This is a genomic window from Shewanella sp. W3-18-1 (assembly GCF_000015185.1).
GTDB lineage: Bacteria > Pseudomonadota > Gammaproteobacteria > Enterobacterales > Shewanellaceae > Shewanella > Shewanella putrefaciens.
In genome coordinates, this window is sequence record NC_008750.1 from 2,188,507 (window position 1) to 2,205,850 (window position 17,344).

12 protein-coding genes are annotated in these 17,344 nt (G+C 45.2%); 4 read left to right on the forward strand and 8 right to left on the reverse strand.

Annotation, left to right across the window (positions count from 1 at the left end; genetic code table 11):
• Positions 1 to 15: 15 nt before the first annotated feature.
• The 7 genes from recC to rmuC all read right to left on the reverse strand — a co-directional run bounded on the left by recC (position 16) and on the right by rmuC (position 12,647).
• The gene (gene recC, locus SPUTW3181_RS09885) at positions 16 to 3,696 is read right to left on the reverse strand and encodes an exodeoxyribonuclease V subunit gamma (protein ID WP_011789228.1); all 3,681 of its coding nucleotides are present in this window, start codon (positions 3,694 to 3,696) and stop codon (positions 16 to 18) included.
• Between the two features lie 151 nt (positions 3,697 to 3,847).
• A complete protein-coding gene (locus SPUTW3181_RS09890) occupies positions 3,848 to 5,977 on the reverse strand; it encodes a DUF3488 and DUF4129 domain-containing transglutaminase family protein (protein WP_011789229.1) in 2,130 nt (709 codons plus the stop codon).
• Positions 5,974 to 7,038 (reverse strand): DUF58 domain-containing protein, encoded by a 1,065-nt coding sequence (locus tag SPUTW3181_RS09895; protein ID WP_011789230.1) that lies wholly within the window; start codon positions 7,036 to 7,038, stop codon positions 5,974 to 5,976. Before SPUTW3181_RS09895 ends, SPUTW3181_RS09890 begins: the two co-directional genes overlap by 4 nt.
• A 71-nt stretch (positions 7,039 to 7,109) precedes the next feature.
• Positions 7,110 to 8,021 carry an AAA family ATPase gene (locus SPUTW3181_RS09900; protein ID WP_011789231.1) on the reverse strand — a complete coding sequence of 304 codons (912 nt, stop codon included), beginning with the start codon at positions 8,019 to 8,021 and terminating at the stop codon, positions 7,110 to 7,112.
• A gap of 146 nt (positions 8,022 to 8,167) precedes the next feature.
• On the reverse strand, positions 8,168 to 8,872 hold the full coding sequence (locus tag SPUTW3181_RS09905; protein ID WP_011789232.1) for an EAL domain-containing protein: 705 nt from the start codon (positions 8,870 to 8,872) through the stop codon (positions 8,168 to 8,170).
• Positions 8,873 to 9,087: 215 nt separating this feature from the next.
• Positions 9,088 to 11,013, reverse strand: a complete 1,926-nt coding sequence (locus SPUTW3181_RS09910) for a transglycosylase SLT domain-containing protein (RefSeq protein WP_011789233.1) — start codon at positions 11,011 to 11,013, stop codon at positions 9,088 to 9,090.
• A 77-nt stretch (positions 11,014 to 11,090) separates the two neighbouring features.
• A complete protein-coding gene (gene rmuC, locus SPUTW3181_RS09915; protein WP_011789234.1) occupies positions 11,091 to 12,647 on the reverse strand; it encodes a DNA recombination protein RmuC in 1,557 nt (518 codons plus the stop codon).
• Between the two features lie 242 nt (positions 12,648 to 12,889).
• On the opposite strand from rmuC, the gene msrP reads away from it, so the two are divergent.
• Together msrP and msrQ are read left to right on the forward strand one after the other, a co-directional pair.
• A complete protein-coding gene (gene msrP, locus SPUTW3181_RS09920) occupies positions 12,890 to 13,924 on the forward strand; it encodes a protein-methionine-sulfoxide reductase catalytic subunit MsrP (protein ID WP_011789235.1) in 1,035 nt (344 codons plus the stop codon).
• A gap of 22 nt (positions 13,925 to 13,946) precedes the next feature.
• Positions 13,947 to 14,570, forward strand: coding sequence for a protein-methionine-sulfoxide reductase heme-binding subunit MsrQ (gene msrQ / locus SPUTW3181_RS09925; RefSeq protein ID WP_011789236.1), 624 nt, complete (start codon positions 13,947 to 13,949; stop codon positions 14,568 to 14,570).
• A gap of 73 nt (positions 14,571 to 14,643) precedes the next feature.
• On the opposite strand, the gene gloA is transcribed toward msrQ, so the two are convergent.
• The gene (gene gloA / locus SPUTW3181_RS09930) at positions 14,644 to 15,054 is read right to left on the reverse strand and encodes a lactoylglutathione lyase (protein WP_014610517.1); all 411 of its coding nucleotides are present in this window, start codon (positions 15,052 to 15,054) and stop codon (positions 14,644 to 14,646) included.
• 621 nt (positions 15,055 to 15,675) lie between these two features.
• Here gloA and dmeF point away from each other — a divergent pair.
• Together dmeF and SPUTW3181_RS09940 are read left to right on the forward strand one after the other, a co-directional pair.
• A complete protein-coding gene (dmeF, locus tag SPUTW3181_RS09935) occupies positions 15,676 to 16,869 on the forward strand; it encodes a CDF family Co(II)/Ni(II) efflux transporter DmeF (protein ID WP_011789238.1) in 1,194 nt (397 codons plus the stop codon).
• Positions 16,869 to 17,318, forward strand: coding sequence for a MarR family winged helix-turn-helix transcriptional regulator (locus SPUTW3181_RS09940; RefSeq protein WP_011789239.1), 450 nt, complete (start codon positions 16,869 to 16,871; stop codon positions 17,316 to 17,318). Before dmeF ends, SPUTW3181_RS09940 begins: the two co-directional genes overlap by 1 nt.
• Positions 17,319 to 17,344: the final 26 nt, after the last annotated feature.

Below are 17,344 nucleotides of genomic sequence, written 5' to 3' on the forward strand. Positions count from 1 at the left end.
TATCTTCACCCATCTTTATTCTCCCCGTGAGATATGCTGTTGTGTGCTAACGCTATTGATGTCGGCCGCTGGATCTAAGTTAACACTTCCGAGGTTCATGCCATTATTGAGGGCAAAGTCCTCAAGCTGAGCCAGCGTGTCTTTCACGTATAAACTGACCATGGGGCGATAAATACGGTCGGCGAGTACGCCAAAGGTGTTTTCAGTAAAATCCTGTGGGAATTGGAATAGCCGTTGATAATGGGGCTCTGTACCTTCACCTATTTCTCCTTGTTCATCTAGCCATTCAGCCTGTGCCTCATTGAGTCTTTCAGCATGTTCGCCTTCACTGCTCGCGTAAGCAAGGGCGGTGCGTGGCATAAAACACAGGGGATGCTGTTGACCTTGATAAAAGAGTTGCAGTAAATCAGTCAATAGCTGGTGGGCGTGCTCTGGCGTGATGGGCGAAAGCGCATGAAAATGTCCCATATCCAATAGATAGCTAGCATGGTCATACCCCATCGCCATAAGGCACAGGTGGCGTAAATACAGCCTCAGTATATCGCGACCATGGGCACTGCCAGGGCGGTAATTGATGAGTCCCTTAGGGCTAATATCATCAATGCGACCTTCAAGCCATACTCTGCGCGTTTTACTGGGCTGAGTTGTGGGTGAAATCGCTAAATCGAAGCTAAGTCTAATGTCTGCATGATGGCTCTGCTGCTCGCCTTTAAGGAATAAGGTCCTGCCAATAAGCGGTTTAATGTCCTGCTGATATTGGCGTAGCAGTAGGTCGTCAAAGGGATGCATGGGCAAGTTACCACTGGCTTTTAGGCGTTTTAAAAGCTCAATGTCCGGTTCTAACACACCTTGGCTTATGCTATTGTCGAGTAGTTGTGCTTGTAACATATAGCGTTCAAGGGCATTCAAGCTAAAGGGTTCGTCATTGTCATCAGCTTGAATATTAAGGCTTAAATCAACCTTGAGTGTACGGTTAAAGAAGTATTGTGCCGGATTACGAAAGAAGCGGATCAAGGCTGAAATATCCAGATGTTCTTCTTCAATAATAGCGGCCTGTGTGATTTCATTCTCGACCACTATCCGAGTGAATTCATCGATAAAACGACCATTATCCGTTCGAGTATTGGGTGGACACCATTGTTGGCTGTAACTTTGCTTGATCCCTTTTGTGCCCGCCGTTTCGGCTTGGTACAACTTAGGATCAAAGGGTTGCAATGGCTGTTGACTGACAATCTCATTGAGCAGGGCTTTTTCTACCTCTTCACTGTTACTGATAGTGGCAAGCTGCGGCGATAGATCTTCAGGCAGATAACAAAGCTGACAATATTCAATCAGTTCAGAAACAAGCATCGAGGCGATACGCTCCGAGTTGTCCCTTTCACTGCGACCAATGTAGCTGATATATAACTGCTCGCGCGCTGAGAGTAGGGCTTCTAAAAACAGATATCTATCATCAAGACGGCGGGAGCGATCACCTTTACGCGGCCCAAAGTGGGCCATAAGGTCAAAACCGACTGGGTGTTGCACTCTTGGATATACCCCGTCATTCATCCCGAGCAAACAGACAAGCTTAAAGGGAATGGAACGCATGGGCATAAGGGTACAAAAGTTGACACTGCCTGCAAGATAGCGTTGACCAACGCGGGATTCCGTTAAACGCTGATTAAACCATTGCTGTAATACTTCGATGCTTAAGGTTAGCGACGTGGCGATATCGGCTTGGGCTGTTGATAGTGCCTCGATCGGTTTTCCTGCGGATAATAGCTCTTGTTCTAGGGTGGCAATGGCATCGCGGATATCTTGTAACTGCTCGCGCTCGTCTTCATCTGTGTCGTAAAAGGCATCTAATAATGTCGTTAATTCCATTAAACGCACGGCGCCCGTTTGGGGCTTTTCGAGTATTTGTTGGGTTTCATCGAGTGCTTCGATAAAGTTGAGCAGTTTACCGAGTGCTTGTGCCGATTGTCCTTCTATGCCGGTAACCACTAAATGATCTTGATAGAGCGGCGCATCGTCACTTAAGGCATAACCTAAGATCAGTCGTTTTATGCCAAAGGCCCAAGAGTTTTGCTCAAATGCGGGTACACCTTGTTTTAGGCGACTTTGTTGATCTCGCCCCCAACGAACGCCAGCTTCATCAAGCCAGCGGCGGATCAGTTGTAATTCATCGTCATCAAGCTGAAAACGGCGCAAAATGGCGGGTACTTCGAGGATGCTGAGGATATCGGTCAAGCCGAAACGACTTTGATTAATCCCAAGTAAATTCAAAAAACTATTAATAAGAGGTGATTCTTGTGCCGCGCCGCGATCCGCGATGGCATAGGGAATATAATGCAGGCCCTGTTTGGCTGCGAACACAGCATCGATATAAGGCGCATAGGCGGCGACATCGGGCATCATCACGACAATATCTTTGGGGGACAATTGGGGATGGCGACTTAACATATCGAGAAGGTGATCGTGTAGGGTCTCGACTTCTCGCAGTGGGCTATGGCAGCTCTTAACGAGTATTGACTCGTCATCTTTTTTAAGTATGCGGCGTGCTGCGATATTTTGGTAAAGCGCAGCATCAGGCCCAAGTACGCTATCTAAGGTCTGCATCTCTAAAATATCGTATTGCACCCCGTGGAGCATACTGGCGTGACTGGCAGGATCATTAGGGTCATCGCAAGGTTCACAGTAAACATCATCACCAAAATCACAATGCTCGGCGGGAAGCTCAAGCAACATATCGAGTAACTCACGCCCCATCTTGCCATTGTTTGCTAACAGAGGATTACCAACCTCAAGTTTATCTTCCCATTGCTCTGCTAATTGGCGCTTGCCTGCGTATTGCACCGCCATGCGTGCACGGTGACGTGGATCGATAATATCACCCCAATAATGCTGGCATGGACTCAAACTCAAGATAATCACATCAATACGGCTTGCTAAATGATAAAGCACTTCAAGGGTTTGAGGCGCCATTGATGAAATACCAAATACAAAGAGCCGTTGAGGCAACGGGGTTAGTGAGGTATTGGGATCATTGAGCGCTTCAATCAATGCGCTGTGTAGGTTTGCCCTGTGATAATGGCTTTGATTGAGTTCATCTCGATTAAAGGCAACTAAGGCGCGCCATAAAATAGGCTGCCAGCGTTGGTCTTCATTGAGCGGTTTGTTGAGCGTTGTAGGGTGCTGGTTTTGCTCCCAAGCTAACATCCAGTCGGGGCGATACACTAAATATTGATCGAAAATATCGGCAATACGACCGCACAACTGATACAGCTTGATATCATCGGCAGGACGCTGATGAGCCAATTCATCCAATCCATTTATGTTACCTAACGTATGTAAACTTAAATCACCTAAATAGTGCCTAAGTGGCCCAAAGGCATCATCCGCTAACAGACGGGGCAATAACTGCATGAGTTTCCAGGTCATTGCAGCCTTAGTGAAGGCATTTTCCTTCGGGACATTAGGTAATAAATGGTGGCACAACTGCCATGTAAAACTGGAGGGCAGAGGAAATTCGAGTGCTGCTGCAATACCATTTTGCTTTGCAATTTCAAGACGTAACCAAGTCGACATACCGGGGCTTTGTACCAGAATATGCTCACTGCGTAATAGGCGTGTATTGGGGACACTCTGGCGAAGGTAAGCGGCTAAATGGGCACAGAGTACTTCCATTTGATTAGACTGGATTAACTTTAGCATGGGCAACTCGTGGTGTTGTGGGTGACTATTGTTTAACAAACAACGGTTTGTTTAAGTAGCAACAAGGTAAATGACAATAGTGTCAGTAAAAGCAATTCTATGTGTTTGATTTATAAGATTCAACTCTTTACTTTTTCAGTTGATTTAGTGCCTATTTTAATGGGTTATTCGGCCGTATTAATCGCCAATATAATGCCTTTGCCGTGTTGTTAAATTGCCTTAACTGTTGTTGATATACTTTGGGGGATAAATTTTGATATTTAAGCGCGACATAGCTTTGGGTTAATGCATTAAATAGGGTGCAAAAGTTAGGTGCTTTATGTTGATAAACTTTCATCACTTGCGCGGCAAAATCATTCGGGCCTTGACCTTCTTGACGCGTTATCCCATGTGCTGCAAGGCGTAAACAAATTTTTTGATAGCGTGAACTTATCGGATCATTTGTCTGCTTACGCTGAAATAATCCCACGCTGTAGGCGATATAAAGTCCAATCAAACTTAGGCACAACCCCATAAATACCGCTACTTTGGTTTTAGTGACATCCCCTAAAATATGACTGAGCACCTGATTTTGTCTTTCTTGATTAAAGCCTAATACCCACACACTCCAGTAGTAATCTATGCTGGCAAAGCGTTGTCTTAGCTCATTGAGCCATGGTGTGGATTTAAAGCGTAAGCTACTAAAAGGGCTTTCTTTTAGGTAACTGTCCTCTGGTGTAAATTCGGCATCAAAACCGAGTTCAATACGATTAGGCGCCACCATAGCTGTGGGGTCGAAACGTACCCAACCTTCGTTTTCAAGCCAAACTTCGGCCCACGCGTGTGCCATATATTGATATACGCTCAGATATCCCGCTTTGGGATTATATTCACCGCCTTGATAGCCCGTGACCATACGCGCGGGGAGGCCCGTCGCCCGCGCCATAAAAATCAATGCAGTTGCATAATGCACGCAAAAACCCGCTTTATTTTCAAACAGAAAATCATCCACTTGCTGTGGACCAAGCGTAGGTGGTGTAAGCGTGTAGAAAAAGGGCTCAGTGCTGAAATATTGCATTATGGCCCCTAGACGTTGTTTGGCATCGGGGTAGGTTTGCTTAAATTGCTGCGCAAGTTGCAGGGTACGTGGATTACTTTTATCTGGTAGCGCCAGATTGATATCCCTTTGCCGAGAAGAGAGTACAAGATCCATTTTGGCATGGGGCCAAGAATCAAGCTGATAGCTCATTCGCTGATCGAGATTACGTAGGGCTACAATGCGATAATCGGGTAGATTGACTACCGCTTTATCTTCGCTGTAGGCCACATCAAGACCAAAAAGCCATGGCTGATGACTTGGCTCGGCAATGATCTGATATCGATAAACCTGCACCTGTTGACGGCGAACTTTTGCTTGATTGTCCTTCATGTTTAACGTGGAGATCTGTAGGGCAGGGCTTGGTCTAGAGGGGGGGGAAATCAAGGCATCCTGTTGCAGTTTTTTGATCCCTTTCTCTTGTCGCCATGTCACTCCGTCGTAATCTTCCATCACCAATGCCCGCCAATAAAGGTCAGCATGATGTGGCGTGTGTTCTGTAAAACTTGCTCTAAAGGCAAGCTCGGTGGAGCGGGTCAGTTTATTAATATCACCAATGGCAAGGGTATCGGATAAGCCTGTTTTGGCCTCTTTCATATTGGGGACGAGCCAGAGCGGTGTAAAGCGGGGCAAGACTAAAAAGAGCAATAACGCGAGCGGTACACTCTGTAACAGCAACTTGCCCCCAAACCACAATGTATGGCGCCATGTGTATTGACTTTGATATAACGTCACAAGTACGCAGGTATTCACCACTGTCACTGCGAGTAAATGCGCAGTGCTTAGCATCGATTGGTGATCGATAAACGTTAGCGCGATTAGAAAATAGCCAACAACCACTACAGCTCGGACATCCCTTTGATTACGCATCTCAATGTATTTTAAGGCATAACCTAAAATAAGCAGATTGATTAAGGCATTGAGAATTCCCATTTGGCCTGAGACCAGTGCTAAGGTGATGGCAGCACCAATGGCCAAACTTGTCACTAAAAAGCGCGGCGGTTTCGCCACTTTGCCTATATAAATGCCTATGCGCCAAAGTAGACAAATTGCGCAGATCCCAAGTGTCCAAGGGGTCGCTTTATCAAATAAGGGGCTTAATACGGCAAGGTTAGTCAGTAGCAGCCAAAAGAGAGTTTGACGGCTGATATTGTCACCGATTTGTGGGGCTGTGATAACTTCTGCCGTAGGCTTTGATAGGCTCATTTTGAGCGGCTCGGCGTGAATGTGCGCAGTTTCTCAATGTATTCCTTGTCGTCAAAAAGTGAATCAGCGCTAGCACTATGGGAGAGATCACCCGCTTGTGGCGTGTGTGGATTGAGCCGATAGAGTGCCAGAGCTTTCAGGCTAGCCATGCGATGACGATTGCCGACAGCGGGCGGCAGAATAATATCCTTGCCAGAAGGGATGTGTAACCAGAGGCCAAAATGCTGCTCACCTTGACTCAGTTTATTCACTTGCCAACTTAATTGGCTTAATTGGCGTTCAAGCGATTTAGGTTCGGGCCTTAGTATTAACCATAGAGGCTTACCTTGGGGCTGCTCAAATTCTTTACTTAGCATGCCGCGTCCCTGCGCCCATTGTTTCCAGGCTACTTGCTTAAGGGATTCGCCCAGTACATGGGGTTTGAGCCCTTTAAACTCATCAATACCCGCTACATGCTGGCCTGTGAATGTGCTGGGTGGCTCAGTGTGTTCAAGCCTTGCTAAAAGTTGGAGTGGGGTTTCTATTGGTTTTGGATAGACGATATGAGTGATAGCCAAATCAACATAGGACCAGGTACGACAAAGCCCCAGTGGATAGCAAGATTCAATGGTCAGTCGTCCCGGTCTCACAATACCGCGTTTTCCATGTTCAAAGGGAACGAGGGCTTGGACTTCATCTATGCCGACTAGCATAAGCGTGTAACTGTGATTGTTTGGGTATTTTAGGTGGATATGATAACGGTTATGGTGGGATTTAAGCTGAATGGGGAAGGTGAGAGTTTGCCCCGCATAGACTTCAGGCGGTATATCTGCCCGTAAATGTAGCCCAGCAAGGTTGTTATAGCTGTAGAGAATACAGGTGTTAAAAAGACTTAAGAGTAAAATACTTAACCCGATCACCAAATTGTTTTGGTAGTTGGTTCCAAATATAAATAACAGTAAAACAAGACTGAGCCAGATAAGCCCAAACCCACTGGGCAGAATAAAAATACTGCGATGGCTGAGGGTGATTTCGGAATTGGGAGGGAGGCGTCTTTCAAGCCATTGCTGCCAAATGCGCATGATTAATCGTTTCACTCTGTCCTCATCATTGATGCTGGTTTTTGTCTATATCACGACATTCATCTTACCCATTACATAATGGGATTCACGCTGGCGAGGATACGCTCTGAAATCGCTTCGCCTTGTAATTGGCTACTGGTTCTGAGTCTGTGCTCCGCGACACAGCCAAATACGGCTTGTACGTCTTCTGGGACAAGGTAATGCCGTCCTGCTAAAAATGCCCATGCCTTTGCTGCTTGCAGTAAGGCTTTGGTGGCGCGGGGAGATAACCCAAGGCTTTCAGTGTGAATGCGAGAAAAGCTCACTAAAGCCAAGATGTAATTGAGTAGGGCATCGGATGCACTGACCTTGTCACATTGTTCTTGTAACTGCATTAAGGTCATCGGGGTTAAACATTGGGGCAATTGATCCAGTATTTGCGGTGTATGGCGAGTTTTAAGCATGGCAAGTTCAGCTTCGTGGCTTGGATAACCAATGGAAAGCCGCATCATAAAACGGTCTAGCTGGGATTCAGGTAGCGGAAACGTACCCGATTGATCCGTTGGATTTTGTGTTGCGATAACAAAAAAGGGATGTGGGAGTTTGTGGGTGATGCCATCAACGGAGATTTGCTGTTCCGCCATGGCCTCAAGCAGGGCACTTTGAGTTTTGGGGCTTGCGCGATTAATCTCATCGGCTAAGACCATTTGTTTGAAAATGGGGCCAGGGTGGAAAATAAATTGCCCTTGGTGCTTATCAAAAATGGAGACTCCTAAAATATCGGCGGGAAGCATGTCGCTAGTGAATTGCACTCTTTGGTAACTGAGGCCTAAGCTTTGGGCGATAGCATGGGAAAGACTGGTTTTGCCCATGCCAGGTAGATCTTCAATCAGTAAGTGGCCGCGGGCGAGTATGCAGGCGAGTGCGAGGCGAATTTGCCGTGGTTTACCCAGTAGCACTTGCTCAAGTTGTGCTAATAGGTCGTTAATCCCTGATGGTGCCACACTAGACTCCTTATGCCATGCTAGAGGAGAGTCGATAATCGACTCGTCCTATCACTATGGTGGATAATTCCCTTGATATCCAGTTGGGAGTAATGAGTCAAAGGTGCATTACATATTTCTCAATAAAACCGAGTTTAGTGATGAGGTTAGGAAAAACGTAAGGCTTCTGTGCTGGTGGGGCGAATAAACCATGATTTGAATAAAAAGCCCTGCACCAAATGCACTCCAATGTCCTTTGCAAAGGCAAGCTGAGCTTCGGTTTCTATCCCTTCCAGAATACATCGCTTGCCCGAGCGCTTCGCAAAGTCGACGAGTGCAATTAATAATTGGATACCCTGAGGTTGTTCAATCAAGGTTAACCAATGGCGATCAAATTTGAGGTAATCTACATTCATCATTAATTCCACAGACAGCATGGAATGGGGCGCACCTATATCATCGAGCGCTACGTTAATGTTGGCTTCCTTGAACTTAGCAAAAAGTTGATTGGCAAGGTTTGCATCACTTACACAGGTATTTTCAATAATTTCGACCGTGATCTGCTGATAATCAGACAGCAATGCTAATAGTTTTGCCGTATGCGAACCGTCGACGGCGTGAGGGTCGACATTAATGAAAATGGGTTGATTGCGGGGAGCATGGGCGAGTTGAAATACCTTAGCTTGGTATTCAATTGCCGCTAACATGTCTGAGGATACATGTAATTGCTCGAATACAAGATTAGGCGCAATGGCCTTACCATCGGGAAAATAAAAGCGGGCGAGGGCTTCATAACCGTCAATGGCTAAGGTTTGTGGATCGACAAAGGGCTGGTATTCACTGCTTAGACTGAGCGTTTTAAGGTTAATCATTGGCCAAATGCGAGAGCTAAATCATTCAATTGCTTATTATTTGCATTTAACCTCTGGGAGTGCAAATAAGTTTTGACTAATTTGGTTTGATCGCGGATTTTGTATGCATTTTTACTCTCATATAAAACGCCCGATAAGGAATATCGGGCGTTTTAGGAGACAATCAGTGCCAATCAATTTTGATACGAGGCAAGCCGTATAACGAAGATTTGCAATTAATAGCTAAATTTTAGCTCAGCATCACTGAACAAGGGTTGTGGATTTTTCTTTTGCGCTTCGTAAATCAAGCGGTAACTCAGCACTGCTTGGACATATTCACGGGTTTCAGTGAAGGGAATGGACTCAATAAATCCCATGGTATCCAATCGTCCATTGGACTCTGCTAACCAGCGGCGTACCCTTGAGGGGCCAGCATTATAGGCTGCGGTGGCGAGTACACGGTTTTGATTAAACTCTTTTAAAAGCTGGGCGTAATAGGCGCTACCCAAATTAAGATTAAGCTCCGCACTGTAAAGATCCTTAGGATCGCTATATTTTGCGCCATGTTTTTTAGCGGTGGCTTTGGCGGTTGCAGGCATAATTTGCATTAGGCCGCGGGCGCCAACACCAGAGGTCGCATAGCGATAAAAAGCACTTTCGCGGCGGCTAATTGCACGGATTTCATCGATATTAACCCGATGCTTTTTACTGGCATGTTCAAATCCGGGTTGATGTGCCATGGGAAAGCGTAGGGGAATATCGTCCCATAATTTGCCTTGGATACTCGCCTCGACACCAAAATCATACCAACCTTGAGCATGGGCATAACGGCCGTAGCGGGCCCGCATTGGGTTGTCGCTGCGCTTGAGTAACGTAACCCATTCATAACGGGCATCGAAATATCGATCCAGCGCCATCAGTTCTTTTACGCGTACAAAACCTAAGTCATCCTCTAGTTTTGGACTGCTTGCATCCACAACAGGCTCAGGGCTTTGGTTGAGCGATACCGGTTTATTTAACAGTTGTGAGGCGGCAAAACCATAGAAATTACGCTCGTTACTGATGGCCCCGAGTGCTTTTGTTGCGCTATCAGGGGCATTTTTTGCATTGGTGCGGTATAACCAGTATTGCCAACGCTCTTTGGCGAGGGTTTCTGGTTCGAGTAAGTTTAGGTAACGGGCAATATGGGTTGTATCTTGTTTACGAATGGCCCACCTTAAACGACGTTCAACTAAATCATCGCTTTTCATTTCGGGTAAGAGTGTGTCCACGAAATCTTTATGATTGTCATCCTGCTCAATTAATACTCGACGGACTAAGAATTTTTGCAGTTGTTGTGCTTGAGCGGGAGTAAAGCGCTTAGACTTTTGATATCGGGTATATAAATGGATGGCTTGGTCGAGATCCTTGCGGGCCAGTCGCTTTAACCCAAGGGCGACAATATCGCCCACAATGGGATTTTTATCGTTGAATTTTTCGGTATGTCGTAGGCTATTCGGGTCCTTAAACACCGCCACTAAACGCTTAGCTTCGTTATTATGGGTGGTGATTTTTTGGGATAAATAACTCAATAAACTGGTTTCGCCCTCATCAAAACTTAGCAGCATTCGCGCCCAAATCAGATCTTGAGTACGCTTGCCCGTTTTTATCCACGCGTTAAAGAGGGGATCACATTCTTTAGGACGAGAACCGCCATAAACCCACAGTGATTGTGCGGCGGCATAGGCGGTTTGCGTTTCACCCTTGGCAAGTTTGGCTTCATAAAAAAGACACTGCAGGCGAATATCCGAGGGTGGATCTTTCGCTATCACAAGAAAGTCATTCCAGCGTTTTTGACTACCTGCATTGGTTAAATACTTCGCGCGCAAGCGGTTATACATAGGTGTGGTTTGGTATTTATCAATAAGCGCCTTGGCTTGAGTGCCCGGTAGCGCATTGAGGTTACCTATATCGATATCATGGTCTAAATAAATCGCCAGCGGATAGTCACCCAATTTTGCGCGAAGGGGTTTATAGTTTGCATAATCTTGTTTTTTTAGCGCTTTTTCTGCTTCTAAAAATGTTTTTTGAACTGGGGTCAAGGCGAAAGCAGCAGAGGCATTGAATGCACCAGCTATGATAATTGCGCTCGATAAAACCATATTCATTAATGGCTTGCACATGCAGAACTTGCCTCCTGTAATGTCATTATCGATATTTTAGTATCGATTCAAGGTGAAAATGATTATTGTGTTTTTGCTTAATAGGGTTCCAGTTCGGCAATTCCCTGTGGCCCATGGGCGAGTGTTTGAGTTGGCTCATCGTCCTCTGTGTCACTGTCGTCTTGCGCTTCATTCAATGCTTTTTGCAGCAACATTTTGTCCAATTGTTTACTGGTATCTACACCGAGTTGCTGCATTAAATGGGCTTGGCGAACTAAGTTACCTTTGCCCGATGATAGCTTGTTCATTGCACTATGGTAGGTTTTTTCCGCGTTATCTAAGGCACGACCAAGCTTTTCCATGTCTTCTATATAGCCACATAATTTATCGTAAATGCGGCCAGCCTGCTTGGCGATAGTTTGAGCATGTTGGTTTTGATATTCATAACGCCAAATATTATTGATTGTACGCAGTGCCACTAAAAGATTGGTCGGGCTGACCAGCATAATATTTTGCTCTAGTGCAAAATTCACTAAACTTGGGTCGTGCTCCAAGGCGAGCAAGAATGCAGGTTCAATGGGGATAAACATCAGTACATAGTCTAAACTTTTAAGCCCATGTAAATGTTGATAATCCTTCTGGCTCAATCCCTTAATATGGTTACGAATCGAGATCACATGCTCGTTGATAGCCTGTTGGCGTAGGGCGGGATCTTCACTGTTAAAATAGCGCTCGTAACTCACCAGTGACATTTTGGCATCGATTACGACATCTTTGTTTTCGGGAAGATGGACGATGACGTCGGGCTTAAATCGTTTGCCATTATCATCTTTTAAATCCTGCTGAGTATGGTATTCATGTCCTTCACGTAGGCCACTTTCTTGTAGCACACGATCGAGTATCACCTCTCCCCAGTTGCCCTGTTGTTTGTTATCCCCTTTGAGCGCTTTCGTGAGATTGATGGCATCTTGGCTCATCTTTAAATTAAGTTCTCGTAGATGTTCGAGTTGATGTTTAAGGGCACTGCGCTCGGATTGTTCGTGGGTGTAGGATTCTCGGATTTGTTGTCTAAACCCTTCAAGCTGTTGTTTTAGTGGGCCTAAGACACCCTCTAGCTGGCTGGCATTTTGGTGCTTAAAGTTTTCGCTTCGCTCTTCAAAAATACGATTCGCCAGATTTTCAAACTGGGTTTTAAGACGCACCTCGGCGGTTTCTAAGGTGGCAATTTTTTCCTGAAGGGATTCCTGCTGGGCATCGGCCTTCGCTTGAATTGTCTGCTGCATGGCATTGGATTTTGATAATGCTAACTGCAATTCTAATTGGCGACGCTGGCTATCGTTAAGCTGCAGCTCTAAACTCGGTACACGCTCGGCTAAGGCTTCGGCTTTACCTAATTGCTCAATTTTTTGCTCTAATCTTTGCTGGTATTGACGTAATTGTGCTTCTTTGTCATCGACCAGTATTTGTTGTTGTGCCAATGAGAGTTCAGCATCTTCATTGACTTGACGCATTTCTTGTTCGAGTTCGTCTTTAAACTGCTGCCAACGCTGGCGCGTTAAACGTTGATTGAGAAGGGCACCAATCAAAAGACCCAAGAACGCGATGGCGATAAAACCGATGATGTCGGCAACGGAAAAAGATTGAGAAAATGGCATGGTCAATTGCACTCCTTTAGCATTGGCGCTTAGGTTCGCATGCTCCCCAAAAGGCTTCAAGTGCTTTAATGAACAATCTCTGTGAGTCTGGCTTGAATGAGCAAGTCTTATACGTTTAAGCTGAAATATCCGTGAAGTGAAAGTTTTTTAAGGATTTCGCTGTCTATATCTGTATCTACCGCAGCTTGGCTCTACTGGGCGCTGCGTGACCATAAAATGGCAAAACAAAGTTGAGGTGTCAATTGGCTCATTCTTCCCGTTTCACCCAAGGTATTCTTAAAAAAGCGCAGTGGCATATTCAAGATAATCAAGTCACGCCTGAATCTGTTTTTCGTTCACGCAGGCATATTGTTAAAGCATTGGGACTTGGCGCGATCGGGGCGAGTATTCCAGGTTATGTGCAGGCGGGTTTGTTTGATCTTTTTGGCGACCAACCTAAAACATCGTTTATCACGACACCACTGACCTTCAAAACGAATTCGTTATATGGCGGGAGTGACGGTTTAACGCCCTTTGATAAAGTCACCTCCCATAATAATTTCTATGAATTTGGCACCAGCAAGCAAGATCCAATGGACAATGCCCAAGGTTTTAAGGTTGATCCTTGGCAACTTCGGATTGAAGGTGAGGTTGAGCGACCCATGACATTGGACTTTGACCAACTCACGAAAATGTTTCCCTTAGAAGAACGAACCTATCGTTTGCGATGCGTCGAAGCGTGGTCAATGGTGATCCCTTGGGTGGGATTTCCCTTAGCTGCATTACTTAAAAAAGTGGGGGTGACCAGTAAAGGCAAGTATGTTGCCTTTGAAACGGCTTTCGATCCTGAACAAATGCCCGGCCAAAAAAGTCGATTGATGGGCGGGGGAATACATTACCCCTATGTTGAGGGTTTAACCTTAGCCGAAGCCATGAATGATCTGACTTTGCTGTCGGTGGGGTTATATGGCAAAACCTTACCCCCACAAAATGGCGCCCCCATTCGATTAGTGGTGCCGTGGAAATATGGTTTTAAAAGCATTAAATCCATAGTGCGTATTCGAGTCATGGACAAACAACCGCCTACGAGTTGGAATCAGTTAGCGTCCCATGAATATGGTTTTTATGCCAACGTCAATCCCGCAGTAGATCATCCCCGTTGGTCACAGGCGACTGAACGTCGGATCGGTGAAGGAGGATTATTTTCCGCGACGCGAATCGATACTCAGTTGTTTAATGGGTATGGTGAGTTTGTCGCATCGCTCTATGATGGCATGGATCTTCGCCAATTTTATTGATCATCATTTATATGGGAGTGGGATGTTGAGATTAACGGCGAAGCATGTCATTTGGCTTAAGAGTGTGTTCCACTTAATCGGTGTTATACCTATTGCCTATTTAGTTATCCTAGTCACAACGGGTCGCGCGGGTGGCGATCCGGTCCAGTACATCATTCACTTTACTGGAATGGGCGCACTCAATGCATTAGTGGCGACCTTACTTATCTCACCCATTGCTAAGCTCACTAAACAAGGTGTATTAATGCAAACCCGCCGTTTAGTCGGCTTATATGTATTCGCCTATGCTACCTTGCATATTCTGGCTTTTTTTAGCTTGGATTTGCTGTTTGCTTGGGGCCTTTTGTTGAGTGAAGTAGTGAAGCGCCCTTATATCCTAGTGGGTGCCTTTGCTTATCTTATCTTAGCAACATTAGCCGTAACCTCGTTTAAGGCATTAATGCGTCGAATGGGGCGTCGCTGGCAAATAATCCACAATGGCGTGTATTTGGTTGCCATACTCGCACCAATTCATTTTTATTGGTCGGTTAAATCGGAAATTATTGAACCGAGTTTATATCTTGTGGGGTTTTGTTTGTTATTGCTATGGCGGCTACCATTGAAGCGTGTTGGACGGGATATTACAGACGGGAAAATGGCAAAATAATTTGCCAGAAGCTTAAACGCTGCGTTAAGCCTTACCAGCAAACGCAGCGTTTAATGATCGCTTAGTCTATCGATTAGCCTAAACCTTGAGTGGCTGATTTCATTTGAATAAATTCAATCTTATAACCATCTGGATCTTCGACAAAGGCGATTTCTGTTGTGCCACCAGCGACAGGACCTGGTGCGCGTGTGACTTTACCACCTGCTGCGGCAATGGCCTCACAGCGGGCATAAATATCTTCATCACCAATAGCAAGGTGACCAAAACCTGTGCCTAAATCGTATTTATCTGTGCCCCAGTTATAGGTCAGCTCAACGACGGCTTGGCCTGTGGATTCCTCGCCATAACCAACGAATGCCAAAGAATACTTATACTCTGGATTTTCAGAGGTACGTAGTAATTTCATGCCTAATATTTGGGTATAAAAAGCGATACTGCGTTCTAAGTTACCGACGCGGATCATAGTGTGTAACAGTTGAGACATAGGTTTCTCTCGGTCAATGAATTGCGCGGTCGAGTATAACAAAAATGTGCTTTTATATGATGCTAAAAATTGCGTTAACGAGATCATTAATACTGATTGACCTGAATGTGGTGTTAGGCTAGGGAACGCTGTTTTTTACCTGTGTGCGTGCTTTTTTGAGACCAATAGTAGATAAAATGCCCGATAAATTGGTTGTTGCTCACAAAACAGGGAATCAAACATGGTTTTTATCATTAGGTTGATAATAATGTAGCCATACCAACTAGGAGAGTGAATGATGAACACCGAACTTAAAATGGCCTTAGGTACAACTGTTGTTATTGCTTTGTTTTTCAGTGCGTTCTTTGTTTCAATGTTTTGATTTAGCTCGTGTTAACCTGCCGTAATTTCGTTGGACGACAAAACCGAGATTTTCAATCTTAGATTGTATATAAGGTTATTGTTCGTTTCTTATGTAAACAAAAAGCCGCAATAGCGGCTTTTTGTTTACCTCAAATTTGGTTTAGCAAAATAGTTTGAAAAATAACTAATTTGATATTCATATATTTTGATTTTCAAACTATAATCCCGAGCCAGTGAGTATCACTTATCAAGCCTTATGTGGCGTAGGGAATTTATATAATGAAATCAGAACATTCAGAACAACCAGCCAGTGGTCTAGATGCCGCAAACACCACTACAGGGCACGCAATTACAAAGTGGCAGCATTCCCATGGCTTTTCGAGCCAAAATATCGCTGGCGAGAAAAATACACGCTATGTTCTCTATTTAACGCTGATCACTATGGTGGCAGAGATTGTCGCTGGTACGATTTACGGCTCAATGGCACTGTTAGTCGATGGTTGGCATATGGGCACCCATGCTGCGGCTTTTATGATCACCTTGTTTGCCTATTCCTATGCCCGTAAACATGCCAATGATCCTACTTTTGCGTTTGGTACAGGAAAGGTGAGTGTGCTCGGTGGTTACACTAGCGCGATCGCCCTAGGTTTAGTGGCATTAATCATGCTGGTTGAATCTGGGATACGACTTATCAATCCTGAGCAAATTCATTTTAATGAAGCGATTTTTGTGGCTGTGATAGGGTTAAGTGTAAATGTGCTGAGTGTCTTTTTGCTCAAAGATCATCATAGCCATGATCATGGTCATCATCACGGTCATGACCACTCCCATATGCATTCTGAACATGAGCATGTTCATCACGATGATGGACACCATGACCATACACATTGCCACCATAATGCTGAGCATGAGCATGAGCATGAGCATGAGCATGAGCATGAGCATGAGCATGAGCATGAGCATGAGCATGAGCATGAGCATGAGCATGAGCATGAGCACAAGAGTCAGAAGGCACATGGTGGCCATGACCACAACCTACGCGCCGCCTATTTTCATGTTTTAGCCGATGCGTTAACCTCAGTGCTCGCTATTGTGGCATTGCTATTTGGTAAATATATGGGCTTAACTTGGCTCGATCCTATTATGGGAATTGTCGGCGCCGTCATTATTAGCCGCTGGTCTTGGGGGCTTATTCAGCAAACCAGCCCCATTTTACTCGATGGCGGTGTGAAGGAATCATTGCAGCATAGGGTTAAACAAACAATCGAAGCTGTGCCGGATCATCAAGTCGCCGATTTACATATATGGCGTCTGAGTGCAGATCATCATGCTATGATGGTGTCAATCGTGTCTCACTCACCGAAAGAAGCCAGCTATTTTAATCAGTTACTGACTCAATTTCCTGAGTTATCACATATCACTATTGAATTACATACGTGTCGCCAAAGCGAGTGTTTGGCTAAGGAAGTTTAATGACAGCGGGGCATCCCAATACCACTCAACATCATTCGACTGATCACAGCTTGAACCATGTGATTATTGAGTTTTACGAAAAGCTGTCGTCTTGGGAACATGCTATCGTGCGTGACAAAGGCTTCAGCTTGTCGCAGGTACATACCATTGAGTTACTCGGCGTACATGGCGCCATGAGGATGAAGGAACTGGCCGATAAAATCGGTGTCACTACGGGTACCCTTACCGTACAAATCGATAAAATGGTGGAAGCTGAGTGGGTTGTACGTCGTCCCCATGAAACCGATCGTCGTTCGATTCTGGTGGAGTTAACCGAAAAGGGCCAAACTTTGTTCCTCGAACATGATGCTCTGCATCTACAGCTCACCACAGATCTCACCGCTAAAATGAGCAGTGAAGAACGTATCGTGCTGCTCAATTTATTGTCTCGTATGAATAACGAGTTTTAATTTACTCTATTTCAGCCACTAAAAAG